The organism is Ottowia massiliensis (assembly GCF_900240305.1).
Lineage (GTDB): Bacteria > Pseudomonadota > Gammaproteobacteria > Burkholderiales > Burkholderiaceae_C > Ottowia > Ottowia massiliensis.
The window spans coordinates 17,998-42,250 of sequence record NZ_LT964854.1; the positions used below are offsets into that span (position 1 = coordinate 17,998).

Sequence of the window (24,253 nt, forward strand, 5' to 3'; positions counted from 1 at the left end):
CGGCATTTTCGGCCTCTTGAATCTGCTCTTTTTTATGAAGCATTCTGGCGAGTGGAGCCGGAACCTGTTCTCAAAGTTATCCCGGAAGTTCGATCATGCGCCGAATGCAAGCGATCTTGACGCAGGCTTCACCGGGGCCGCGCTGACCTGGCCGTCCTTGCTCAATCTTCTCGATTGACTCAGCCAGGTGAAGGCTTTCTCCACAATTCAGCGCTTGGGCAGCACTTTGAAGGCGCGCTGTTGGCTGCGCTTGATCACTTGCATCTTCCCGCCAAGCATGTGCCTGGCGCCTGTCCGATAAGCGTGCCCGTGTAGCCGCCATCCACAAAAAGGGGCTGGAGGCACTCAAAGCGCATGAACAGCCTCTCAGGCCGAAGCATGAATGTTCATCTCGCGGCGGTACCACTCGTGGAAGTGGCGCATGCCGTCCTCCATTGGGCTTTGGTAGGGGCCGGTTTCGCTGGCGCCGCGCTCGAACAGGGCGCGGCGGCCCGCGTCCATGCGCTCGCCAATTTCGTCGTCTTCCAGGCAGGTTTCCATGTAGGCGGCGCGCTGCGCCTCCACGAATTCACGCTCGAAAGCGGCGATTTCCTCGGGGTAGAAAAACTCCACCATGTTCAGCGTCTTGTCCACGCCCATCGGAAAGACGGTGGAAATGGTGAGCACATGCGGATACCACTCCACCATGATGTGCGGGTAGTACGTCAGCCAGATGGCGCCGCGCCCTGGCTTTTGCCCGCCCTGGTAGTCCAGCAGCACCTGATGCCAGAGCCTGTAAACGTCAGTGCCCGGCTTGAAGCCGGGCGACACGCCCACGGTCTGCACCGAATAGTCGCGGCCAAACTGCCATGCCAGATCGTCACAGGTCACGAAATTGCCCAGGCCGGGGTGGAAGGGCGCCACGTGGTAGTCCTCCAGATAAATCTCGATGAAGGTCTTCCAGTTGTAGTTGCACTCGTGCAGCTCCACGTGGTCGAGCACAAAGCCGTCAAATGAAAGCTGCGGGGCCACGGCCATGTCCGCCAGGTCGGCCCGCACGTCGCGGCCGTTGTCTTCAAACAGCAGGCCGTTCCATTCGCGCAGGCCGTAGTTGTTCAGGCTCAGGCCAGGGTCCTGCGGAAAGTGCGGCGCACCCAGCAGCTGGCCGCTGGGGCTGTAAGTCCAGCGGTGTATGGGGCAGACGATGTTGCCCCCCGCGTGCGCCTGCCCCTGCTCGCGCAAATTGCCCCGGCCCTTGAGCATGATGGCCTGACGGTGGCAGCACACGTTGGAAATCAGCTCCAGGCCGCCATGCGCGTTGCGCACCAGCGCGCGGCCGCCCTTTTCCTGCGGCAGCGTGAAGTAGTCGCCCGGGCGGGGCACGGCCAGCGCATGGCCCACATAGCGCGGCCCGGCGTCGAAAAGCCGGTTTTTCTCGCGCGCAAGCAGCGCCTCGTCAAAGTAGAAAGGGACGGGCAGCTGGCTTGCCGCCTGCTGCAATGGAAGACTTAAGTCAGACATCGTGGGTTTTCTCGCAAGCGCGCCGCTTCCGTGCTCCGGCAAAGGCGGCGCGTCATCGCTAGCGCGCTCTTCCGGAGACTGGCGCATGAAAAAGAAAAAGCCCCGCCAACACAGAAGGCCAAGCGGGGCGGGCGCATTCTAGTCAGCCCCCCGCCAGCGGGCAGCGCCACAGGCGCATGCCCTGGGGCGCGTCCCTACAATTGCCCGCTTTACCTTCTCATCACCGCCAGCCGCCATGCCGCCCCGCAAAACCGCTTCTCCGCCGCTGCCCGCCACTTATGGAGAGGCCGTGGCGCAGCTCGAGCAAATCGTCTCGGGTCTGGAATCGGGCCAGTTGCCGCTGGAAGACTTGCTGGGGCAATACCAGCGCGGGGCGCAGTTGCTGGCGTTTTGCCGCGAGCGGCTGCAAGCGGTGGAAGAGCAAGTCAAGCGCCTGGACGGCGATGTGCTGCGCCCCCTGACGCAAGGAGACGAGGCATGAGCGCGGAGCAAGGCGGCTTTGCCGCCTGGCAGGCCGCGCAACTGGCGCGCGTGGAGCGGGCGCTGAATGAATGGATGCCCGCGCAAGCCCCCGCCGGCCTGGGCGAAGTCATGCGCTACGCGGTGCAAGGCGGCGGCAAGCGCTTGCGCCCGCTGCTGGCGCTGGCGGCGTGCGAGGCGGTGGAAGGCGCGCCGCAGGCGGCCTTGCGCGCAGCCTGCGCGGTGGAGCTGATTCACGCCTATTCACTGGTGCACGACGATATGCCCTGCATGGACAACGACGTGCTGCGCCGTGGCAAGCCCACGGTGCACGTGCAATTTGGCCAGGCGCAGGCGCTGCTGGCGGGCGATGCCTTGCAGGCGCTGGCCTTTGAAATTCTCACGCCCGAACCTTCGGCAGCCACTTCAGCCGACATGCCCGCCGCCATGCAGGCCGCGCTGTGCCGCCTGCTGGCGCGCGCCGCCGGAGCCGACGGCATGGCAGGCGGGCAGGCGATTGACCTGGCCAGCGTCGGCCTGCCGCTGACTGAACCTGAACTGCGCGCCATGCACCGCCGCAAAACCGGCGCGCTGCTGCTGGCCAGCGTGCGCATGGGCGCCGCTTGCGCAGCGCACCCGCTGCCCGCCGCCGCGCTGCAAGCGCTGGACGCATACGGCCAGGCCCTGGGCCTGGCCTTTCAGGTGGTAGATGACGTGCTGGACGTGACCGCCGATTCCGCCCTGCTGGGCAAAACGGCGGGCAAAGACGCGGCAGCGGGCAAGCCCACCTACGTTTCGCTGCTGGGGCTGGAGGCGGCCCGCCAGCTCGCCGCCGATTTGCTGGCGCAAGCCGAAAACGCCCTGAACGCCTTGCAAGCCAGCGGCCTGGCGCACACGCAGCCCCTGCACGCGCTGGCGCGGCAGGGGGGGCAGCGCCAGCACTGAAGCGCGCGGCCACAGCGGGCCACCTCCTCAAAAAACGCCCGCAAGCCGCCCGCCGCAGCGCCACACCGCAAAAAAGCCGCTTCACAAGAAGGCAGCCATGACCGACAAACCCACACTGCTTGAAAACGTCCATTTCCCGTCTGATCTGCGCCAGCTCACCCGCGCGCAACTCAAACAACTGGCCATCGAGCTGCGCGAGTGCATCCTGCAAAACGTCTCGCGCACCGGCGGGCACCTCAGCTCCAACCTCGGCACGGTGGAGCTGACCCTGGCGCTGCACTACGTGTTCAACACGCCCGAAGACCGCCTGGTGTGGGACGTGGGCCACCAAAGCTACGCCCACAAAATCCTCACCGGCCGGCGCGCGCGCATGCCCACGCTGCGCCAGCTGGGCGGCCTGTCGGGCTTTCCCAGGCGCGCCGAAAGCGAGTACGACGCCTTTGGCACAGCGCACTCATCCACCAGCATCTCTGCCGCGCTGGGCATGGCGCTGGCGGCGCGGCAAAAGGGCCAAGCGCGCAAGGCCGTGGCCGTGATTGGCGACGGCGCCATGACGGCGGGCATGGCTTTCGAGGCGCTCAACCACGCGGGCGTGGAGCGCGACGCGCGCCTGCTTGTCGTGCTCAACGACAACGACATGAGCATCAGCCCCCCCGTGGGCGCGCTCAACCGCTACCTGGCCCAGCTCATGAGCGGCCAGTTCTACGCCGCCGCCCGCAACGTGGGCAAAACCGTGCTCGGCCCCGTGCCGCCGCTGCTGGAGCTGGCGCGCCGCCTGGAAGAAGGCGCCAAAGGCATGGTCACGCCCGGCACCCTGTTCGAGAAATTCGGCTTCAACTACATCGGCCCCATCGACGGGCACGACCTGGACGCGCTCATTCCCACGCTGGAAAACATCCGCAGCCTCATGAGCGCGCAGTCCGGCCCGCAATTTCTGCACGTCGTCACCAAAAAAGGCCACGGCTACAAGCTGGCCGAAGCCGACCCCATCGCCTACCACGGCCCGGGCCGCTTCGATCCTGCCGTGGGCCTGGTCGCCCCCGCCGCGCCGCGCCAGACCTTCTCCCAGGTTTTCGGCCAGTGGCTGTGCGACATGGCCGCCCAGGACGAGCGCCTCGTGGGCATCACCCCCGCCATGCGCGAAGGCTCCGGCATGGTCGCCTTTCACCAGCGCTACCCCGCGCGCTACTTCGACGTGGGCATCGCCGAGCAGCACGCCGTCACCCTGGCCGCCGGGCTGGCCTGCGAGGGCCTCAAACCCGTTGTCGCCATCTACTCCACCTTCTTGCAGCGCGCGTATGACCAGCTCATCCACGACGTGGCCCTGCAAAACCTGCCCGTGGTCTTTGCGCTGGACCGCGCGGGCCTGGTCGGCGCAGACGGCGCCACGCACGCGGGCAACTACGACATCGCCTTCTTGCGCTGCATCCCCAACATCAGCATCGCCTGCCCCGCCGATGAGCGCGAATGCCGCCAGCTGCTGACCACCGCCTACGAACAAAACCACCCCGTGGCCGTGCGCTACCCGCGCGGCGCAGGCGCGGGCGCCGCGCCCCTGCCCGATCTGTCTGCCCTGCCCTTTGGCCGGGGCGAAACCCGCCGCCAGGGCCGGCGCATCGCCATCCTCGCCTTCGGCACCCTGCTCTACCCTGCCCTGCAAGCGGCTGAAAAGCTGGACGCCACCGTCATCAACATGCGCTGGGCCAAGCCGCTCGATCTGGCCCTGCTGCGCGAAGCGGCCGAAGCGCACGAAGCCCTCGTCACCCTTGAAGAAGGCTGCATCGCAGGCGGCGCGGGCAGCGCCGCCGCCGAAGCGCTGCAAGCCATGCGCATCACCCGCCCCATCCTCCACCTGGGCCTGCCCGACCGCTTCATCGACCACGGCGACAGCGCCCAGCTCCTGGCCCTGCACGGCCTGAACGCCGAAGGCATTGAAGCCGCCGTGCGCCAGCGCTTTGCGCAGCCCTGAGTTCCATCCGGGAAAAGGAGAAAGAGCGAATCGAGACGAAACAGAGCAACAGCACGTGCCAGCCAAGCTGAATATGTGCTTATTTTCGCTCTTTAAACCATAGCAATATGTCCTAGTAGAAACTGCGCGAGACGGCATTTTGACCCCATCAAATCAGCTCCTTTTTTTGATGGTATCAGGCTACCCAGGCGCGTTCCCTTTCTTTCGTTCGGCGAAGATTCGCCACGCCGCGCACCGCCCTGCCAGCCTCGCGCCCGCATGGCGGCCCGGCCCTCGTTGCGGCCCTCGCTGCGGCCCTGTTTCCCGCTCCATTTCCCGCCTCACTTTCGCACCCTCGCTCCATGCGCGCCGCTCTTGAACGCACCCTCACCGCCGCCTGGCAGCGGCGCGGGCCTTTGGCGGTGGCGCTTTGGCCGCTTTCGCGGCTGTATGGCGCGCTGGCGGCGCTGCGGCAGGCGCGGGCCGTGCCGCAGCGCCTGCCGGTGCCGGTCATCGTGATTGGCAACGTGGTGGCAGGCGGCGCGGGCAAAACGCCTGCCACGCTGGCTGTGGCGCAGCACCTGTTGGCGCGCGGCTGGCGGCTCGGCATCGTCTCGCGCGGGCATGGGCGCGCCAGCCGGGCCTGCCTGCCCGTGCAGCCCGGCAGCGATCCGCGCGAGGTGGGCGACGAGCCTTTGCTGCTGCGCCGCCGCGCGGGCGTGCCCGTGCAGGTGGCCCCTTGCCGCGCCGAAGCGGGCCGCGCGCTGCTGGCCGCGCACCCGCAAGTGAACATCTTGCTGTGTGACGACGGCCTTCAGCACCACGCCCTGGCGCGCGACGTGGAAATCTGCGTGTTTGATGGCCGTGGCATCGGCAACGGCTGGCTGCTGCCCGCCGGGCCGCTGCGCGAAGCCTGGCCCCGGCCCGTGAGCCTGGCGCTGTTCACCGAAGGCCGCATCAGCCTGGCCGCTGCCGGGCTGCCCTGTCCCGCTTTTGCCGCCACGCGCCGCCTGGCATCCAGCGCCTGCCGCGCCAATGGCCAGGGCGTGCCGCTGGCCCGCTTGCGCGGCCAAAGCGTGGTGGCGCTGGCGGGCATTGCCCGCCCGCAGGCTTTTTTCGACATGCTCCGCGCCGAGGGCCTGACGCTGGCGGGCCCCATCGCCTTGCCCGACCACGCCCCACTGGAGCGCCTGCCGCCGCTGCCGCCGCAAGAAGCGGCCTTGCCGCTGCTGTGCACGGAAAAAGACGCCGCCAAGCTCTGGCCCCATGCCCCGCAGGCGCTGGCCGTGCCGCTGCGGCTGCAAGCGCCCGCCGCCTTTTTTGACGCGCTGGACGCGCTGCTGCCTCCGCCGCCCGGCAATCAGCCCGATGCCGCCTTGCCACAATCGCCCCTTTCACCGCCCTGAAGGAAAACCGGCATGGACTCCAAGCTCCTTTCCCTGCTCGTCTGCCCCGTCACCAAAGGCCCGCTGGACTACGTGCGCGGCCAAAACGAACTCATCTCCCGCTCCGCCCGCCTGGCCTACCCTGTGCGCGACGGCATTCCCATCCTGCTCGAAGGCGAGGCGCGCGCCGTCACTGAAGATGAAATCGCCCAGCTGCCCGCCCGCGCCCCGCTGGTGTGAGATTCATGATCTGGCCGCAAAGGGCGGGCAAGGGGCCGAAAGCGCCAGAGACGGTTTGCGCCTTGCGCCCCGCTCCGGTCCGCAGCCCTCGCAGCCAGGACAGGCCCTGAAAGGCATGGCGGCCAGCGCCTGAAAATGCTCCTTGATTCATAGCATGAAGTCTTAGTGAAACGTGCGCTGGCGCCGTTTTCAACCCTCTGAATTTGCTCCTCTTTTAAAACCCCAATCTTCCGCTCCGCATGGCGGAATCCATGCGGGCGGCGGCAGGGGCCACTGGCACACAAGAAACCATGACCTCCCCCACGCTGCAAGGCCTTATCGAGCGCCTCAACCAGGCCCCTTTCATCCTGCCCAATGAGCAAGTCATCTGGGCGCCGCGCCGCGCCACGCCCGAAGCCATTGCGCAAGTAGAAAACGCGCTGGGCCAGCCCATTGCTGGCGCGCTGCGCGAGTTTTTGCTGCTGCGCGGCGGCGGCGGACTCAAAAGCCTGCCCCTGTCGGGCATCGACCCGCTGCACCCGCTGGCGCGCAATCGAGGCTCCATCCTCGGCGACACCCTGCACTGGCGCGCGCACGGCATGCCCGGGCGCTACATCGCCATTCAGCGCGACGCCGCCGACCAGGCCCCGCTGTGCCTGGACGCCCAGGGCGGCAGCGAGCCGCCCGTCATCCGCTGGGCCAGCGGCCAGGCGCAGCCCGTGGCGTCCGGCTTCATTGACTTCTACGCCGCCAGCCTTGAACCCGTCTTCAGGCAGGCGGGCATTTGAGAGGCCTTTGTTCAAAGTCTGGCCGTGGGCGCAAAAAGCGCCGCTCCGTGCGCTTTGCCGCGCTTTGCCGCGTGTCTGCGGCCAGCCTGTGAACAGATGACAAAAACCGGAAAACAACCGCCCCCATGAACCTGCGCCCCCTGCATCACTGGCCGATTGAAGCCGTCATGGCCGTGCAAGCCAGCGCCTACGAGCCGCACTTGCTGGAAAGCGCCCACGTGCTGGCCGCCAAGATGGCAGCGGGCCGCAACCTGTGCCTGGGCCTGGGCGCGCCGCCAGCCACTGGCGGCGGCGAGGCCCTGCGCGGCTACGCCATCGCCCTGCCCTGGCACAGCAGCCGCGCGCCGCAGTGGAACCACGCAGCCGCTTCAACCGGCGGCCCGGCTGCCGCCTCCGCGCCGGACTGCGTGTATCTGCACGACTTCGCCATTGCGCCCGCGCATCGCGGCCAGCGGCTGGCGGCCCTGCTGCTGCGGCAGGTGCTGCAAAACGCCCGCGCCGCCGGTTTGCGGCAAGCCGTGCTGGTGGCCGTGCAGGGCGCCGATGCCTGGTGGCTGCGCCACGGCTTCACCCCCGCCGCGCCGCCCCAGCCGCTGGCCAGCTTCGGCGCGGCCGCAGTGTGGATGACGCGCGGGCTGAAGGAGCCGTGAACTTGCCTGCGGCCAGGCCGGGGGCGGCTTGCCAGAACATCAAAAACAAGAGCGGATTCAGGGCCGGTAAAAACGGCGTTTGCGCCCGTTCCACCAGGACCTCGCGCTATGGATAAAAGAGCGAAAAACTGCCGTCCGCCCAAGCGGCGCGCAGCCCGGGGCCGTCTGCGGCCTTGTGCCTATCCCGGCCGCCCCTCGCGGCCAGACGCTGAACGGGTTCCAGGGGCAAGACCTTCGACCCTTGCTGCCAAGCTCTTGAAGCACTCTTTGATGCTGGGGCGCTGCCGCCCAGCACTCTTGCGCAAGGCGTCATGGAATTGGGGCACAGCCAGCGCTGAACCGCCCTGGCGCGCATTTTTGCTGGCACGCTGAATTTCTTTCACTGGCGTCAGCGTCAGGATGTGATCGCCTATTCTGGTTATTTTCCATTCCACAACGCCGCCATTTATCCGCCTGATTTGATCTGCGGAATATCTGGAGGTATCTGCGCGGCAAGATATTCCGCCAGCGTGCGCAGCAGCGTTTCGGGGCAATCCGGGTTTTCAGAAAAAAAGAGGAAATCGCCATAAATGCTGTGGGCGCTGAACCGATGGCCGCGCCAGCGCCAGTCGATCCATGTTTCGCCTGTCACCAGATCAGGAAGATAGGCGGTGGGCAGCGCGGGCAAACGCAAGATGAGCCACAGCAGGCGCAGCGGCGAGCAGTTTTGCGGCCATGTGAAAAACAGGCGCGAGCCGCCCGGCATTAACTCGTTGGTCAGATGAACTGGCATGGGAAGCGATGTGGAAATGCCGGGTTTTGCTGGTTGTTGCCCGTTGCCGTTTGATGCTGGATTGCCATGATGATGGCGGCATGAAATCAATCGTGCGCAAATCCGTTAAATTGAATCCAACCGATTAGGTCTGCCCGAATTGCCGCTCCATGTGCCTGCCTGATTTTCAAGGATATATGCCGAACGGCAGAAAATAACAGCGCCAATCAAAATGGCTGGTTTTTGTTTTGCCAGCCTCCATCTTGTTTATTGGCTTCGTCTTTCATCCAGGCAGGCATTGCGCAAGGCCCCAGGCGGCCAGGGCGGCGGCCATGTCGGCGGGCAGGGGGGCTTCAAAAGCCAGCGGCTCGCCGGTGACGGGGTGGGCCAGCGCCAGGCGGCGGGCGTGCAGGGCCTGGCGGGCCATGCCTGCGGCGGGCGCGCCGCCGTAGAGCGCGTCAGCCACCAGCGGATGGCCGATGTGCGCCATGTGCACGCGAATTTGATGGGTGCGGCCCGTGCCCAGGCGGGCGTGGACGAGGCAGCCTGGCTCATGCGGCGCGTTGCCCAGCAGGGTGAAAGTGGTCAGCGCGGGCTTGCCTGCGTGCCGGGCCAGATCAACCACGGCCATGCGCTGGCGGTGGCGCGGATCGCGGCCAATGGGGGCCTCCACCACGCGCTGGGCCGCGCCCTGCCACGGACGATGGGCCAGCGCAAGGTATTCGCGGCTCACTTGCCGGGCGGCGATGGCGGCCACCAGCGCATCCATCGCCGGGCGGGTTTTGGCCACGGCCATCAGGCCGCTGGTGTCTTTGTCCAGCCGGTGCACGATGCCCGCGCGCGGCAGACGGGCAAAAGCCGGGCCGTGGGCCAGCAGGCCATTGAGCAGCGTGCCGCTCCAGTGGCCGGGCGCGGGGTGAACCACCAGTCCGGCGGGTTTGTTCAGCACGAGCAGGTGCTCGTCTTCATGCAGCACGGCCAGCGGCATGGCCTGCGCGGTGAAAGCCTGCGCCTGCGGCGTGGGGCGCAGCGTGAGGGTCAGCGGCTCGCCCGCCTTGACGCGCCGGGCGGGTTTGAGGGCCGGGCAGCCCGCCAGCGTGACGGCGCCCTCATGGATCAACTGGCTGAGGTAGCTGCGTGAAAACTCGGGCGCCAGCGCGGCCAGGGCGCGGTCCAGCCGCTGGCCATGCCAGGCGGCGGGCACGGCCAGCTGGCGCTCTTCGGCCAGCGCCGCGCCGTCCTCCTGCGCGTCATCCGCAGCGCTGGCGGCATCAAAAGCTGCATCAAAAGCGGCTTCAGGGGCGGGCGCAAGAGTGGATGCAAGGGGCGCGATAGACTCCATCGTTTCGTTTCAGCTTCGTCTCAAGAGGGGAAAGACCCGTGAATTTCTACGCCAGATTATCGGCAGCCGCCCTGGCCGCAGCCCTTGCCGCCGCGCTGGCTGGCTGCGCCTCCAAATCGGGCAACAACATGGAAAACTGGAGTCCGGGCCGCATCCACTCCGAAGCCAAGGAAGAAATGAGCGCGGGCAGCTACGACAAGGCCATTCCCATGCTTGAAACGCTGGAAGGGCGCGCCGCCGGTACGCCGCTGGCCCAGCAGGCGCAGCTGGAAAAAGCCTACGCCCAGTTCAAAAACGGCGACAAGGCCGAAGCCGTGGGCACGCTCGACCGCTTCATCCGCCTGCACCCGGCCAGCCCCGCGCTGGATTACGCGCTTTACATGAAGGGCGTCATCCATTTCAACGACGACATGGGGCTGTTTGCCTCCATCGCGCGGCAAGACCTCTCCGAGCGCGACCAGAAAGCGGCCAAGGAAGCGTATGAGTCCTTCAGCGAACTCGTCACCCGCTTTCCTGACTCGCGCTACGCGCCCGACGCCCGCGCGCGCATGCGCTACACCGTCAATGCCCTGGCGCAGTACGAAGTGCACGTGGCCCGCTACTACTACCGCCGCGCCGCCTACGTGGCCGCCATCAACCGCGCCCAGCAGGCCCTCAAGGACTACCGCGACGCCCCCGCCCTGGAAGAAGCCCTGCACATCCTGGCCGATTCCTACGACAAGCTGGGCATGACCGACCTGCGCGACGACGCCCGCCGCGTGCTGGAACTCAACTACCCGGGCGGCAGCGTCAAAACCAAAAGCAAGCCCTGGTGGCAAATCTGGTAAGCGCCCGGCTTGCCTTCCCGCCCATGCGCATGCCAAAGCCGCCCAAGGGCGGCTTTTTCAATGCTTCAATGCAATAGAGCCAATAGAGCGCCCCAATCCGCGCTTTCGCGCCCACAAACCGGCTGCGCGCAGGTTCTGAAAATAACCAGCCTTCCAAGACATGCAAGCGGCTTGACGGCCGCTCACCATCACGCACCCAGGCACAGAACGCATCAAAAACATGAGCGAATTCAAAGGCCTCAAAGTGCCGCCTCGCGCAGTTTCCACTAGGACATCATGCTATGGAAAAAGGAGCGAAACAATGCGGCATGCCTGTCGTCCCTGCCTTGTCTCCTGATCCGTTTTTCCGGCGGGCGAAAAGCACGGCGGCAATCAAGCAGGCCAATGAAGCGGGCCGCAATAAGCGTTACTCACAATAGGCGCCGCTCACAATGCAACGCCTGCACAGCGGAAAATGAAAAAAATGCCGACAAACATGCGTGAACGCATTTGCAGACGCCTGCCATTTCATTCACCAAAATGGCGCAAAACCGCAATCCGCTTTCGAGCAAAAGAAGAAGTATTCCTGATAGTCTCCTCCATCAATTCTGATGAGAGCTGAACGGTTGGGGCTAATACCCCAGCGCGCTCTGCGCCCATCTTCCAGCGTCATGGAGCCAGAAGCGCTGCATGAAATCATGGTTAGCTTATGCGTCCAGTCCCAGCGGCTAATTTGCCACGCTTTTGAGAAATAGCGCCGCACTGTAGCGGCGTCCGGATGAAATGTATTGCAATCCGGCTCCCCTAATCCCTTTTTGCTCTCACTATAACGTTCCACCTGAATGGTCTTGATGGGCGGCAGTGACGAGGGGCATAGCGTGATCGTGTCGTCTGCAAAGTCCTCTTCCAATATATCTACGCAGGCATCATGAACAGGCATTTCTTGGGCCAAGGACAAAGCGCTAGGCGTCAGAATGAAAGGCAGGCAGACTAGCCATTTGGAATTCATGATGATCTATCTCCATCGAGCTGTCAGCGCTTCCGAACCTGTTTTGCGGAAAACTGTTGGATGAGCGAAGACTTCCGATTCTGGTATTGAATATTCACCGCGCGGATTCCTGGCGGGGCATTGGGGCTTATGCGTTTCATCGTCCCCAAAACAAATTGCCTTCATGCACTGTGCTTGAAGGCAATTGTCGAGATAGCCGCTTGCTACCAGAAGGGCGGAAAATCGCAATCCACTTCTGGACAATAGAGGTAAAAAACCTGTAGCGGCGGCCCTTCAATCGCAATCCGGGCTGAACGGGTTGCGCTAATACCCCAGCGTGCCTTGCGCCCATCTTCCAGCGTCATTGAGCCATAAGCACTACACGACACCCAGGTTAGCTTATGCATCCAGTCTTGCTCGCTGATTTGCCGCGCTTTTGAAAAATAGCGTCGCACCGTGGCAATATCTGGTTTAAACGTATTACAGTCTGGTTCCCGCTCTCTATTCTCATCTCCCAAGCTGCCCTCCATATGAATGGTTTTGACCGGCGGCAAGGGCGATGGACACAACAGAACCGTGTCTTCTGCAAAATCGTCTTCCATGCTTTCCACGCAGGAATCAGAGATAGGCATTTGCTGTGCTAAAGCCATGACGCCAGGCGTCATAATGAAAGGCAGGCAGACTAGCCATCTTGAATCCACAATTGTTTACCTCCATTGGGCTGTCAGCGCTTCCGAATCCGTTTTATAGGAAACTGTCGGATGAGCAAACACTTCTGATTCTGGTATTGAATATTCGCTGCGAAGCTGCTGCGTCAGCCATTGGAGGGCCTCATTCTGATCGTTTGTGACTTGCTCAAATAAATAATATTTGTCCGTAATCCTGCTTTTCTTGATCTCTTTTCGCATTTGGCTAGCAATCTCGACCGACAGGTTTTCATATTTCAGCTCCCTTCCTTCCTGAGTAGCAACGGAAAAATTGAAACTGCCATCCGGATTGCTAGTTTCCTGATGACTTTTTGCCTTGTAAGCCATGCCCACCAGTTCAATTCCAATGGAGTCGTGGTTGGAGGGGAAACGCTCTCTTGCCGGTTTCTTGCTTTCCCGCAAGCCCTCTTGTATAGGATCAAATTTTTCATTCAGCTTTATTTCTTGAGGCGAACAGCTTTTTTCCTGCGCACAGCGGCTCCTGAGCCGCCCCACATGGTTTGTTTTTCGCTTCAGCGAAGCCGTCTGATAAATGGTTCCGTCCTTGTCAATCAGAAAGTGCGCGCCATTGGCCCCGTCCTGTGCGTAGCTGTTCAAGGTGGAATTGACAGAAGAAGACTGGGTCTGGTGGATGATCAATCCATTCACCGCTGGCATTTCCTTGCGCTCAATCTTCGGGCTGATGGTTTCGCGCCCTGCCGCCGTTTTCAGCAGCACCCTTTCATGCTGAACATGGCCTTTGTCGTCAATGTTGAGCTGGGAGGCGCCGGTTGCCGTGCCTTTGGCGTTTGCCGCTGCGGCTTGCTGCTGGCCTGCCAGGGGCGGGCGGGCATCGCGTGCCATCCGCGTGAGCGTCTGGCTGTTGCCGGGCGTGGAAGGGCTGGAGGCTGGCTGCGGGCTGTCTGCGCCGGTGGGATGCGGCTGGGGCGCATCGGGCAGGGATTGAAGGCTGCTGCGGGAGGCAGTGCTGGATATGCCGTTCGTGGCCATGATTGCTCCTTGATGAAAAACCCTGACATTCGGGCAAGCCGAAGGATATACGTAATACCAACTCACCACAATCAATATGTTTCATCGCGATTCATTGGTTCGCAAAAACATATTATTTGTTGCTTTATGTGGTTTTCAGGTGTTCAGCTTTCTTGCCGCAGCTCTTGCGGAGGCTTTGAGGGGGAAAAGCGGTTTGGAATGAGGAGGGGAAGACGGAGAAAACATGCCTCATTCAGCTCCTGTATTTATAGCTGGATGTCCTAGTGGAATCTGCGCGGAATGGCATTTCACCCCTTCAGATTTGCTCCTGTTTTCGATGCCATCCGGCAGGCTGGATCAGCCTGGGGGCTGCGGCGTTCACGCTGGCTGCGCTTGCCTGCCCGGGGCCTTCATGCCTGTCTGCGCCCCATCAGCCCTTGCGGGCGGATGGCCAGCACCAGCACCAGCAGCAGGTAGGGCAGCACGGGCGCGATTTGCGCCAGCGGCAGGCGCAGCAGGGGCGAGTCGCTGGCGGCGGGAGCCAGATGCAGGGCCTGGAGCGCGTCAAGCACGCTGGCATTGACGGCCACGGCGGCGGTTTGCAGCAGGCCAATGAGCAGCGAGGCGGCCAGCGCTCCGGCCAGCGACCCCAGGCCGCCCACCATGACGACGACGAAGATGATGGGGCCAAGGGCCTGCGCCATGCCTGGCTCGGTGACGAAGGCGCTGCCGCCCAGCACGCCCGCCAGCGCCGCCAGCGCCGTGCCGCAGCCAAATACCAGCATGAACACGCGCGGCACGTTGTGCCCCAGCGCCTGCGCCATCTGCGGGTGCGTGAGCGCGGCTTGCACCACCAGCCCCAGGCGCGTGCGCGCCAGCAGCAGCCACAGCGCGCCCAGCATGCCCAGCGCCACGGCCGCCATGAAGGCGCGCATGGCGGCAAAAGGGGTGCAGATGGCCGTCTGGCAGACCGTGGCGCTGGCCGCGCCCGCAACCCATTGCAGCTCTGGCAGGCCCAGCAGGCCCTGTTGCGGAGGGCCGACCAGCGTGAAGGCCGCGCCTTGCAGCCAGGCGGGCGGGGCAAATTCCAGCGGCCCGCGCCCCCAGGCCAGTTGCACGGCTTCCTGCACCACGTAGGCCAGGCCAAAGGTGGCGAGCAGCTCGGGCACATGCCCGAAGACATGCACGCGCCGCAGCACCCAGCGCTCGAACGCGGCGCCAGCCAGCCCCACGGCCAGCGGCGCGAGCGCCAGCGCGGGCGCAAAGCCCAGCCAGCCCGCAAGCGACCAGCCTGCATACGCGCCCAGCATGTAGAAGCTGGCATGGGCGAAATTGAGCACGCCCATGAGGCTGAAGATGAGCGTCAGCCCCGCGCTGAGCATGAACAGCAGCAGGCCGTAGCTGATGCCGTTGAGCAAGGTGACGATCAGGTATTGGGCGGACACGGAGCGGGAGACGGGCGTGGCGGATGCGGATGCAGACTCGGGCGCGGTCTTGGCTGGACTGCGCGGAAGGCGGCGGCGATTCTATGAACGGCCTGCGGGCTGCCGCGCGCCTCTTCTACACTCCGCGCCCTGATGAAATTCCTGCTTGACTTCTTCCCCCTCGTCTTTTTCTTCATTGCCTACAAGCTGCAAGGCATTTACGTGGGCACGGCCGTGCTCATGGCCGCCACCGCGCTGCAAATGCTGGTGGTGTATTGGATGGACAAAAAGCTCAGCGCCATGCACAAGGCCACGCTGGCGCTGGTGCTGGTGTTTGGCGCGCTCACGCTGGCGCTGCAAGACGAGCGTTTCATCAAGTGGAAACCCACGGTGCTTTACGCGGGCATGGCGCTGACCCTGGCCGTGGCGCTCTGGGGCTTTGGGCGCAACTTGCTGCAAATGATGCTGGGCAGCCAGCTGGCCTTGCCTGAAAACGTGTGGCGCAAGCTGTGCCTGGGCTGGGTGGCCTACTGCCTGTTCATGGCTACGCTCAATGGCTACGTGGCGCTGTTTTTCAGCACCGACGCCTGGGCCAGCTTCAAGCTCTGGGGCTTCGTGTTTCCGCTGGTTTTCATCGTGGGTCAGGGCTTTTACGTGGCCCGCTACCTGGAAACGAATGTGGAAACAAAGGACACCCCCGCATGAACGCCCCCGACGCCCTGGCCCGCCGCATGGCGCAAACCTTGCACCAGGCCCTGGCCCCCACTGCGCTTGAAGTGCTGGACGAAAGCTGGCGCCACGCCGGTCACGCAGGGGCCAACGGCAGCGGCTATGGCACGCATTTTCTGGTGCGCCTGGCCGCGCCCGCCTTTGCCGGCAAAAGCCGCGTGGCCTGCCATCGCCTTGTGTATGATGCCCTGCGCCCTTATATCGATGGCGAGGGCGTCCATGCGGTTGCCATTGAAATACTGACCGCATGAACCTGGAACCTGTTCATGGTCTATCCGTGGGCGCGAACAGGTTCTGGCAGCCTCAGCTTGGCTTGCGTTGTCATCCGGCGCCCGCACTTGCTGCGGCGCTTTTCCTTTTTTCTTCAACCTTTCCCCGCTTCAAATGCAGAAAAAACTGATTGCAGCCCTGATCGCAGGCGCGCTGGCCGCGCCCGTTTTGGCCCAGAACGTGGCCGTCATCAACGGCAAACCCATCCCGCAGGCCCGGCTGGATGAACTGATCACGCAATTCAAGGATCAGGCCAAGCGCCAGGGCCGTCCCGTGCCCGATGACGTGACCAAGATCATGAAAGAAGAGCTGATCCTGCGCGAAATCTATTTGCAGGAAGCCGCCAAACTGGGCCTGGACAAAAAGCCCGAATTCGCCAAGCGCCTGGAAATGGCGCGCGAGAGCATCCTCATCTCTGAGCTGATGGACAACTATCAGAAGACCCACCCCGTCAGCGACGAGCAGGCGCGCGCCGAATACGACCGCATTGCCAAGCTCCAGCGCGAATCTGCCAGCGACCAGGAATACAAGGCCCGCCACATCCTGGTGGAAAAGGAAGACGAGGCCAAAGCCATCATCGCCAAGCTGAAAAAGGGCGAGAAATTTGAAGCCATCGCCAAAAAGCAATCCAAAGACGCCGGCTCCGGCGCCAATGGCGGCGACCTTGGCTGGGCCTCGCCTTCCAGCTACGTGAAGGAATTTTCAGAGGCCATGCAGAAGCTGAAAAAGGGCGAAACCACCCAAGAGCCGGTCAAATCCCAGTTCGGCTACCACATCATTCACCTGGATGACGTGCGCAAAGCCACGCCGCCCGAGCTGCCCAAGTTTGAAGCGGTCAAGCCGCAAGTCGTGCAGCAGCTGGAGCGTCAGAACCTCGCCAAATACCAGGAAGAGCTGCGCGAAAAGGCCAAGGTGGAATAAGCGCCAGCGCCTTGTTTCTTCCACTCCAGCGCCTGCGCGGTCTTCACGGCCCCGCAGGCGCTTTTTCGTGGCCGTGACTGCCTTGGGGTTCAGGCGCAAGCTTTCGCCGCCTGGAGATGTGCCACGGCCAGCCCGTGGACGCGCAAAGGGCGGAACAGAATGTGCAAGACGCAGACAGTTTGCAGACAACAGGCAGACGGCAGACGGGCTGTTTTGCTTGCACCTCGCTCATCTATCAATAGCATGATGCCCTGATGGAATGGGCGCAAAAGCCGTTTTCCGGGAGTTGTATCCGCTCTTGTTTTCTGCAAATCTTTCAACATCGCAGGCGCGTGCCCTGGCGCAGAACGCAGCCTGCGCCCGCCTTCAGGCGTTAGCGATGGCCGTGCGTGGTGCAGGCGGTGAGCACGGGCGGCGCTTCACCGCAGGCAGTCAGAGCGGTATCAATACAAGCGGCAGGGCGCGTCGGAAAGGGAAAAGGGCATCAGAAAAAGGAGCGAATTCAAAGGGGGTAAAAAGCCGTTTCTCGCTCTTTCCACTAGGACATCATGCTATTGGAAATAGAGCAAAAACAGCCTTTCTGCAACCCTTCCACGCCCTCCCTTCATGCGCTGCCCTCATGCGCCGCCGCCTCGCGTGCGGCGCTGATTGCGGCGCTGATGAGCGGCTCTTGCCGGCGTTCGCGCAGGCAGGCGAACAGCAGGGCGACTTCGCGCACGGGGCCGCCCAGCAGTTCGGCTTCGCCCTTGGCTTGTGCGCGCTGGGCGGTTTCGGCGTGCAGCAGGCCGATGCCTACGCCGCCGGCGATCAGCGTGGCGGTCACGCTTTCCTGGTCAATGCTCACCATGCGGGCGGGGCGAAAGCCCTGGCTGTCGAACCACTCATCCAGCACCTGGCCGCAGCAGGTGCCTGGCTGCGGGCAGATCCAGGGTCTGCCCGCCAGGGCGCGCCAGTCGGGGCTGGCCGCGTTGGCCGCCCAGCCCGGCGGCGCGGCCAGGCGCACGGCAAAGCGTCCGGCTTCGATGGCGTGCAGGATGTCATCGGGCGCGCCCGCTTCGGCGTAAAAGCCTGCGTCCAGGCTGCCGCCGCGTATGGCGCGCGCGATTTCGCCAGATGTGCCGTGCGTGAGGGCCACTTCGATGTCAGGGCAGGCGTGCGAGAGCCGGGCCAGCAGCCGCCCCAGAACGCGGGCGCTGGGGTTGCGGATGGCGCCCAGGCGCACGCGGCCGCTGATGCGGCCTTTGATGCGCCGCGCCTCTTCGATGAACTCGCGGTGCAGGGCCATGATGCGCCCGGCCCGCTCCAGCAGCTGCGCGCCATTGGCCGTCAGGCTCATGCCGCGCGGCGTGCGCTCGAACAGGGCGATGCCCAGCTCGTCTTCCATGGCCTTGATGTGGGCGCTGATGGCGGGCTGGCTGAGAAACAGCCGCTCGGAGGCGCGCGTGATGCTGCCTTCGCGCGCCACGGCCAAAAGGGTGCGCAGTTGATAGATTTCCATGAGCCTGTGGCCGGTGTTCGCGGCGTGTGGTTTGCGGCTTTCGCCTGGGCGCTTGCGCGCGGTTTACGGCGCGGGCACGGAGGCGGGAGCGGCGGGCTGCCACGCCAGCGTGGCGCCGGGCACGCAATCGGCCTGGGGCAGATAGGGCTTGATGTCGATGAGCGGCGTGCCGTCCAGGCAGTCCAGCCCGCTGACGAGCAGCCTTGCGCCCTCGCGCCGCAGCCGCTGCGCGACGGCCATGCCGATGGGGTTGGGCCGCTGGGGCGAGCGCGTGGCGAACACGCCGCGCAGCACGCCGTCATGCGGCGTGGGCCTGCGCAGCGTCTGGCGCGGCGCCTGGTGCAGCCAGTACAGCACGTGCAGGTGCGAGGCTTGTTCGATGCCCAGCAGCGCGTCTTCAAAAGCCGGGTCAATTTCCAGCCAGGCCGGCTCGCCCAGGCCGCGCACGCCGCGCGGGCAGTCCTGCAACTGCCGCCAGGGCGTGCGCACGCAGCCTATGGGGCGGAGCGTTAAAGCGTCATTCAAGTCAGGCGTGTTCATGCCGCCGCACTATGCCGGGCCGGGCGCGGCGCGTCCATTCAAATCTGCCGGGGGCGGCCCTCAGCCTTTGCGAAAGCGCGCGGCTTTCAGCTCCTTGATTCATGGCGCGGACTCCCCGCCGGATGGGCGCAAAAGGCGTTTTTTGCGTGTGCAGATTCGCTTCTTTTTCCGCAGCGCGGCCTGCCTCGGATTTTCTGAATGCCGCTTTCAGAAAATGCAAATTGCTTTCATGCCCTTGCCTTCCTAGCATTTGCGCGATGCGAATGATTCGCTTGTTTTGGCAGCGCGAATCCTTCGTTTGTGACAAGCACGCAGATGGAGTAAAGGCAGGTTCACATGAAAGGCTGGCAGACGAGAGCGCCTCTGGCGGGGCATGGGCATTTTTCGCGCCTTTGGCGGGGCGCGGCGCTGGCGGCGCTGCTGCCCGTGGCCGCAGCGCAGCAGGCCGCAGATGGCGGCGCGCTGCCGGGCGTGACGGTGCGCGCCACGGCGGGCGCGGCCAGCGGCGATTCGCCCCTGGCGCCTTCCGCGCCGCGCGAGCGGCGGCGGCTGGCGCGCATTGCGGGCGGCACGGCGCTGGCGCTGCCGCAAGACGAAGGGCGCCTGACGGGCCTGCGCGACGCGCTGGGCGTGCAGCCGGGCGTGATCGTGCAAGACCTGTTCGGCGGCTTTGACGCGCCGCGCCTGAACATGCGCGGCTCCGGCCTGCAAAGCCACCCGGTCAATCGCGGCGTGACGCTGCTGCTCGACGGCCTGCCGCTCAATGACGCCGACGGCACTTACGTCAGCGGCCTGGCCGATCCGCGCAACACGGCGCAAATCAGCATCCGCCGGGGCGCGAACGCACGCTCGCCTGCTGGCGAGTCGCTGGGCGGCGAGATGGACTTTCAGTCGCTCACGGGCTACGACGGGCGCGGCCTGGCGCGGCTTCAGACCGGCAGCTTCGGGCGGCGCGCCTGGCAGGCGGCCCTGGGCGCGGCCAGCGCCGAAAGCGGGCTGGATGCGCGCGTGAGCTTCAGCGGCGAGCGCTACCGGGGCTTTCGCCATCACTCTGATGGCCAGCGCAAAAGCGTGCAGGCCAACGCGGGCTGGCGCGGCGCTGGCGGCCTGGAAAGCCGCCTGTGGCTGGGCTGGACGGACCTGGGCTACCACATCGCCGGCCCGCTGCCGCCCGGCCGCGCCTATGGCGACCCCAGCCAGGTGCTGGGCGACGGCAACACGCCGCGCGACCGGCTGCTCAACCTCTACCAGCGCAACCCTCACCGCAACGCGCGGCAGTGGCGCGCCGCCAGCCGCACCAGCTGGGGCGGCGAGCGCCTGCGCCACGAGCTGGGCCTGTGGTGGCAGCACACCGACGTGCAAGAGCAAAACATGGTGCGCGCCGCCCTCTGGAGCGCCCGCACGCGCGGCGTGCAGTGGCAGAGCTTTTTCACGCCCTCGGCGGCCTGGCGCTGGCGGCTGGCCGCCGCGTGGGAGCGCAGCGGCACCGGGCGCGACTTCCATTCCATCCAGCCGCGCACGGGCGCGCTGCTGCAACGCTTTGGCAGCTTTGATTTGATGGCCGAAAACGCGCGCGCCAGCGCCGGGCTGGACGTGGACGTGGCCCCCGGCTGGACGCTCACGGCCGATTTGCGCATCACCCGCAGCCGCCGCAACGCGCAAAGCCGCACCAGCGCCGCCGCGCAGCGGCAAAGCTGGCGCTACGCCACGCCCAAGGCGGGCCTGATCTGGCGGCCCCGGGCAGACCTGCGCCTGTTCGCCAACCTCAGCCGCAGCCACGAAGCGCCCACCTTCACCGACCTGGTGACCGGCTCCGTGGCGGCAAACAACCCCGCGCGTGCCGCCACGGCGCTGGCGCGGCTGGGCATGCAGCGCGCCACCACCGTGGAAGCGGGCGCCGAAGGCCGCCTGGGCGGCCCCGGCCAGGCCTGGGATGCGCGCTGGCAGCTTGCGCTCTACCGCAGCGCCATCCGGGGCGAGCTGCTGCGCACGGCGGATGCAAGCGGCTTGCAGGCCAGCACCCGCAACTACGCGGGCGGCACGCGCCACCAGGGCCTGGAAGCGGGCATGGAAGGCCGCTTGCGCCTGCACGGTCTGCCCGAAGGCTGGCCGGGCGGCGCTTTCGACTGGCGCGCCGCATGGACGTGGAGCGACTACCGCTTTCGCGGCGGCCCGCTTGCGGGCAAGCGCATCGCGGGCGCGCCCCGGCACTTCATCCAGGCCGAGCTGCTGTGGCGCGCGGGCGGCTGGCGCGCGGGGCCGACGCTACTGTGGCAGCCGCTGAATGAATACGTCGATCACGCCAACACCCCTGGCTACGTGCAAAGGCGCTACGCCCTGCTGGGCCTGCGCGCCGAATACCGGCGCGGCCCCTGGCGCGTGCAGGTGCGCGGCGAAAACCTCACGGGCAGGCGCTACGTCAGCACCTTCGTCGTGGCCGACCGCGCCAATCCCAGCATCAACCTCTTTCCCGGCAGCGGCCGCAGCGTGACGGTGAGCGTCAGCCGCGAGTTTTGAGCGCTGGTTCCGAAAGCCCGCCTTGCGCCCTGCGCTCGCCTTGCGGCCGGGCCTTGGAGCGCGCCCGGGAGCATCGAAAACAGGAGCAAATCCGTGGGCTTGAAAACGGCGCTTGCGCACATTCCACTAGGACATCACGCTATGGATTCAAGAGCGAAAAAATGCCTTCTTTGTCTGACGCTGCTGGCCGCCTTGTGCGGCAGCCTGCCCGCCGCGCTGGCCCAGCCTGTTGCGTCTGCTGCGCCTGCTGCGCGCGCTGGACGCATCGAGCGCGTCACCATCGCTGACGAGCGGGGCGACCACGGCCTGCCCTCGCCCTTCACCCACGCGCCCGACGGCGTGGGCTACGCGCTGACGATGCTGGTGTTCGACTCGCTGCTGTGGCGCGACCGCCAGGGCCATCTCGTGCCCGCCCTGGCGCGCCAGTGGCGCGAAAGCGAAGACCGCCTGGCCGTGGAGTTCGAGCTGCATCCGCAGGCGCGCTGGCACGACGGCCAGCCCGTGACTGCGGGCGACGTGGCCTTCACCTTCGATTACTTCCGCCAGCACCCCAATCCCTTCATGGACGTGAGCGCCGTTGCGGGCGTGGACGCGCTGGCGGACGGCCGCGTGCGCGTGCGGCTGAAGCAGCCCAGCGCCTCTTTCGTGCCGCAGCTGGCGGCCACGCTGCCCATCCTGCCCCGGCACGTGTTCGCGCCGCTGGCCGACCCGCGCCGCATGAGCATGCAGGGCGTTGTGGGCAGCGGCCCCTACCGCGTCACCGGCTACGACAAGGCGGGCGGGCGCTACCGCTTCAGCGCCGTGGAGGGCCACTGGCAGGGCGCGCCGCGCGTGCGCGAGCTGGTGTTCGTGCGCATGGAGCCATCGCTGGCGCTGGGCGCGCTGCGCCGGGGCGAGGTGGACATGATCCGCGCCCTGCCAACGCACTTGCTGGACGAGGCCGGGCGCTTTGCCACGGTGGTGAAGGCGCAGTCCGGCCACCCCGTGCGCCTGCGCTTCAACCACGCCCGCGCGCCCTTTGCCGACAAGCGCCTGCGCCACGCCATCGCGCGCGGCATTGACCGGCAGGCGCTGCTGCGCATCGTGGAAAACGGCCAGGGCGAAGTCAGCGCCGGGCGCTTTCTGCGCGGCAGCCCCTGGCAGGCGGGCGAGCCGCTGGCCGCCTATGCGTTTGACGCGCAGGCCGCGCGCCGCCAGCTCGCGCAAGCTGGCTACGCGCCTGATGAACAAGGCCGCCTGCGCAGCGCCCAGGGCGAGCCGCTGGCCGTCAGCCTGCTGGCCCTGCGCGGGCACGCGCGCCTGGCCTCGGCGCTGGCCGCGCAGCTGGAGGCGCTGGGCCTGGCCGTGCAGGTGCAGCTGCTGGAGCGAAGCGCGCTGGCCGCGCGCCTCAGCGCGGAAGATTTCGATCTGGCCCTGGTCTCGCAAGGCGTCAATGGCGACCCCGGCAACATGGCGCGGCAAATGGCGGGCAAGGCGCCCTTGAGCGACGCTTTCCGCAGCCGCGCCGATTTGCTGGAGCTGCTGGAGCGCCAGGAGCGCGCGGCCAGCGCGGACGAGCGGCGTGCCCTCATCGAGCAGGCGCAGGCCATTTACGCCGAGGAGCTGCCGTCCTTTTACCTGTACTCGCCGCTGTGGGCGGCGGCTTGCGGCCCGCGCTTTTGCCCCTGGTTCACGCCCGGCGGCTTTGCCTTCGGCGTGCCGCTGCCGCTGAACAAGCTGATGTTCACGCAGTGAGCCTGGCCGCCGCCCCTGCCCCCGCTTCTGAAGCCGCTTCTGAAGCCGCTTCTGGCGCGGCAGGCCTGGCCGCGCGCCTGCCCGCCTATGCGCTGGCCGTGCTCGCGCTGCTGGGCCTGGACTTCGCGCTGCCGCTGCTGATGCCCGGCGACGCCGTCACCGCCTTTTTGGGGCAGGACGCCATGACCGAACTCAGCGACGGGCAGCGCCGCCAGATGCTGCAAGAGCTGGGCCTGGGCCAGCCGCTGTGGCGGCAGGGCCTGGCCTGGCTGGGGCAGCTTGCGCGGCTGGATCTGGGCTACTCGCCGCGCCACGGCATGCCCGTGGCCGCCCTGCTGGCGCAGCACCTGCCCTGGACGCTGCTGCTCACGGGCTGCGCGCTGGCCCTCTCGCTGGCGGCGGGCATGCTGCTGGGCCTGGAGGCGGCTTTCTTCCAGCCGCCCCCGTCACACCCATCGCCCCAATCTCCATTGCGCTGGCTGGACCGCGCCCTCACCGCCGCCATGCTGGCGCTGCAAAGCCTGCCCGCCTTTGCCGTGGCCATGGGGCTGGCGCTGCTGTTCGCGCACGGGCTGCCGTGGTTTCCGGCTTCGGGCGCGGCCGCGCCGTTTTCGCAGGCCACGGGCCTGCAAGCCGTGCTGGAGCGCGCGCATCACCTGGCGCTGCCCGTGGCCGCGCTGGCCCTGCCAGCGGCCGCGCGCCTGTTTCTCATCACGCGCGCGGCCGCCGTGGCCCTGCGCGGCGCGCCCTTCATGGAAATGGCGCTGGCCAAAGGCGCCAGCCCGCTGGCGCTGCGCTGGCGGCACCTGGCGCCCAACGTGTGGGCCGTGGCGCTGGCGCGGCTGGGCGGCATGGGCGCGCGCCTCATGGCGGGCGGCATCTACGTGGAAACCGTGTTCGCCTACCCCGGCATCAACCTGCTGCTGACCGACGCCATCGCCCGCCACGACTACCCGCTGGTGCGCGGCGTGCTGCTGGCCTCGGGCCTGCTGGCGCTGGCGCTGAACCTGGCCGCCGACGCCCTTGCCGCCCGCTACGCGCGGCGCACGCAGCGGCTGGCATGAAGCCGCCTTGCATATCAGAAACAGGAGCAAATCAAATGGGTCAGAAAAAGGCATCTGCGCACATTCCACTAGGACATCATGCTATGGATAGAGGAGCGA

Annotated in this window: 24 protein-coding genes; 15 read left to right on the forward strand and 9 right to left on the reverse strand. The window is 66.0% G+C overall.

Annotated elements, in window-relative coordinates:
• Positions 1–16: 16 nt before the first annotated feature.
• A complete protein-coding gene (locus C1720_RS13535; protein ID WP_156304191.1) occupies positions 17–178 on the forward strand; it encodes a hypothetical protein in 162 nt (53 codons plus the stop codon).
• Between the two features lie 188 nt (positions 179–366).
• On the opposite strand, the gene C1720_RS00070 is transcribed toward C1720_RS13535, so the two are convergent.
• Entirely contained in the window at positions 367–1,500 is a 1,134-nt protein-coding gene (locus C1720_RS00070) for an aromatic ring-hydroxylating oxygenase subunit alpha (protein WP_102282794.1), read from the reverse strand.
• 235 nt (positions 1,501–1,735) lie between these two features.
• On the opposite strand from C1720_RS00070, the gene xseB reads away from it, so the two are divergent.
• The 7 genes from xseB to C1720_RS00105 all read left to right on the forward strand — a co-directional run bounded on the left by xseB (position 1,736) and on the right by C1720_RS00105 (position 7,894).
• Positions 1,736–1,981, forward strand: a complete 246-nt coding sequence (xseB, locus tag C1720_RS00075) for an exodeoxyribonuclease VII small subunit (protein ID WP_050716120.1) — start codon at positions 1,736–1,738, stop codon at positions 1,979–1,981.
• Positions 1,978–2,904 (forward strand): polyprenyl synthetase family protein, encoded by a 927-nt coding sequence (locus C1720_RS00080; protein ID WP_102282795.1) that lies wholly within the window; start codon positions 1,978–1,980, stop codon positions 2,902–2,904. The genes xseB and C1720_RS00080 overlap by 4 nt, the downstream gene beginning before the upstream one ends.
• A 97-nt stretch (positions 2,905–3,001) precedes the next feature.
• Positions 3,002–4,873, forward strand: coding sequence for a 1-deoxy-D-xylulose-5-phosphate synthase (gene dxs, locus C1720_RS00085; RefSeq protein ID WP_050716118.1), 1,872 nt, complete (start codon positions 3,002–3,004; stop codon positions 4,871–4,873).
• Positions 4,874–5,214: 341 nt separating this feature from the next.
• Positions 5,215–6,258, forward strand: a complete 1,044-nt coding sequence (gene lpxK, locus C1720_RS00090; protein WP_102282796.1) for a tetraacyldisaccharide 4'-kinase — start codon at positions 5,215–5,217, stop codon at positions 6,256–6,258.
• A gap of 12 nt (positions 6,259–6,270) precedes the next feature.
• Positions 6,271–6,477: a Trm112 family protein gene (locus C1720_RS00095; RefSeq protein WP_102282797.1), complete on the forward strand. Its 207-nt coding sequence runs from the start codon at positions 6,271–6,273 to the stop codon at positions 6,475–6,477.
• Between the two features lie 290 nt (positions 6,478–6,767).
• Positions 6,768–7,244, forward strand: coding sequence for an SMI1/KNR4 family protein (locus C1720_RS00100; RefSeq protein WP_158241590.1), 477 nt, complete (start codon positions 6,768–6,770; stop codon positions 7,242–7,244).
• A 125-nt stretch (positions 7,245–7,369) separates the two neighbouring features.
• Positions 7,370–7,894: a GNAT family N-acetyltransferase gene (locus C1720_RS00105; protein WP_102282799.1), complete on the forward strand. Its 525-nt coding sequence runs from the start codon at positions 7,370–7,372 to the stop codon at positions 7,892–7,894.
• Positions 7,895–8,339: 445 nt separating this feature from the next.
• Here the strand turns inward: C1720_RS00105 and C1720_RS00110 are convergent, their stop codons facing one another.
• Entirely contained in the window at positions 8,340–8,756 is a 417-nt protein-coding gene (locus tag C1720_RS00110) for a hypothetical protein (protein WP_199170909.1), read from the reverse strand.
• A 172-nt stretch (positions 8,757–8,928) separates the two neighbouring features.
• On the reverse strand, positions 8,929–9,987 hold the full coding sequence (locus C1720_RS00115) for an RluA family pseudouridine synthase (protein ID WP_102282801.1): 1,059 nt from the start codon (positions 9,985–9,987) through the stop codon (positions 8,929–8,931).
• Between the two features lie 38 nt (positions 9,988–10,025).
• Between C1720_RS00115 and C1720_RS00120 the strand changes: the two genes are divergently transcribed.
• On the forward strand, positions 10,026–10,814 hold the full coding sequence (locus tag C1720_RS00120; protein WP_082203290.1) for an outer membrane protein assembly factor BamD: 789 nt from the start codon (positions 10,026–10,028) through the stop codon (positions 10,812–10,814).
• Positions 10,815–11,325: 511 nt separating this feature from the next.
• Here C1720_RS00120 and C1720_RS12590 read toward each other — a convergent pair.
• The 4 genes from C1720_RS12590 to C1720_RS00130 form a co-directional block, all read right to left on the reverse strand.
• A complete protein-coding gene (locus C1720_RS12590; protein WP_146006781.1) occupies positions 11,326–11,802 on the reverse strand; it encodes a hypothetical protein in 477 nt (158 codons plus the stop codon).
• A gap of 203 nt (positions 11,803–12,005) precedes the next feature.
• Entirely contained in the window at positions 12,006–12,383 is a 378-nt protein-coding gene (locus tag C1720_RS12595) for a hypothetical protein (RefSeq protein ID WP_158241591.1), read from the reverse strand.
• 105 nt (positions 12,384–12,488) lie between these two features.
• On the reverse strand, positions 12,489–13,478 hold the full coding sequence (locus C1720_RS00125; RefSeq protein ID WP_102282802.1) for a peptidoglycan recognition protein family protein: 990 nt from the start codon (positions 13,476–13,478) through the stop codon (positions 12,489–12,491).
• A gap of 389 nt (positions 13,479–13,867) precedes the next feature.
• On the reverse strand, positions 13,868–14,902 hold the full coding sequence (locus tag C1720_RS00130) for a branched-chain amino acid ABC transporter permease (RefSeq protein WP_082203289.1): 1,035 nt from the start codon (positions 14,900–14,902) through the stop codon (positions 13,868–13,870).
• 132 nt (positions 14,903–15,034) lie between these two features.
• Between C1720_RS00130 and C1720_RS00135 the strand changes: the two genes are divergently transcribed.
• The 3 genes from C1720_RS00135 (at position 15,035) to C1720_RS00145 (ending at position 16,801) form a co-directional block, all read left to right on the forward strand.
• Positions 15,035–15,586, forward strand: coding sequence for a septation protein A (locus C1720_RS00135; RefSeq protein WP_102282803.1), 552 nt, complete (start codon positions 15,035–15,037; stop codon positions 15,584–15,586).
• Positions 15,583–15,861 carry a BolA family protein gene (locus C1720_RS00140; protein WP_050716108.1) on the forward strand — a complete coding sequence of 93 codons (279 nt, stop codon included), beginning with the start codon at positions 15,583–15,585 and terminating at the stop codon, positions 15,859–15,861. The genes C1720_RS00135 and C1720_RS00140 overlap by 4 nt, the downstream gene beginning before the upstream one ends.
• Before the next feature lie 133 nt (positions 15,862–15,994).
• Entirely contained in the window at positions 15,995–16,801 is an 807-nt protein-coding gene (locus C1720_RS00145) for a peptidylprolyl isomerase (protein ID WP_050716107.1), read from the forward strand.
• Positions 16,802–17,405: 604 nt separating this feature from the next.
• Here C1720_RS00145 and C1720_RS00150 read toward each other — a convergent pair.
• Together C1720_RS00150 and tsaA are read right to left on the reverse strand one after the other, a co-directional pair.
• Complete coding sequence (locus tag C1720_RS00150) at positions 17,406–18,299, reverse strand: LysR family transcriptional regulator (RefSeq protein WP_102282804.1); 894 nt, start codon at positions 18,297–18,299, stop codon at positions 17,406–17,408.
• Between the two features lie 63 nt (positions 18,300–18,362).
• On the reverse strand, positions 18,363–18,824 hold the full coding sequence (gene tsaA / locus C1720_RS00155) for a tRNA (N6-threonylcarbamoyladenosine(37)-N6)-methyltransferase TrmO (RefSeq protein ID WP_199170910.1): 462 nt from the start codon (positions 18,822–18,824) through the stop codon (positions 18,363–18,365).
• Positions 18,825–19,175: 351 nt separating this feature from the next.
• On the opposite strand from tsaA, the gene C1720_RS00165 reads away from it, so the two are divergent.
• The 3 genes from C1720_RS00165 to C1720_RS00175 all read left to right on the forward strand — a co-directional run bounded on the left by C1720_RS00165 (position 19,176) and on the right by C1720_RS00175 (position 24,154).
• Positions 19,176–21,356 (forward strand): TonB-dependent receptor domain-containing protein, encoded by a 2,181-nt coding sequence (locus C1720_RS00165; protein WP_102282807.1) that lies wholly within the window; start codon positions 19,176–19,178, stop codon positions 21,354–21,356.
• A 141-nt stretch (positions 21,357–21,497) separates the two neighbouring features.
• Positions 21,498–23,090, forward strand: a complete 1,593-nt coding sequence (locus C1720_RS00170; RefSeq protein WP_102282808.1) for an ABC transporter substrate-binding protein — start codon at positions 21,498–21,500, stop codon at positions 23,088–23,090.
• Positions 23,087–24,154, forward strand: a complete 1,068-nt coding sequence (locus tag C1720_RS00175) for an ABC transporter permease (RefSeq protein ID WP_102282809.1) — start codon at positions 23,087–23,089, stop codon at positions 24,152–24,154. Before C1720_RS00170 ends, C1720_RS00175 begins: the two co-directional genes overlap by 4 nt.
• Positions 24,155–24,253: the final 99 nt, after the last annotated feature.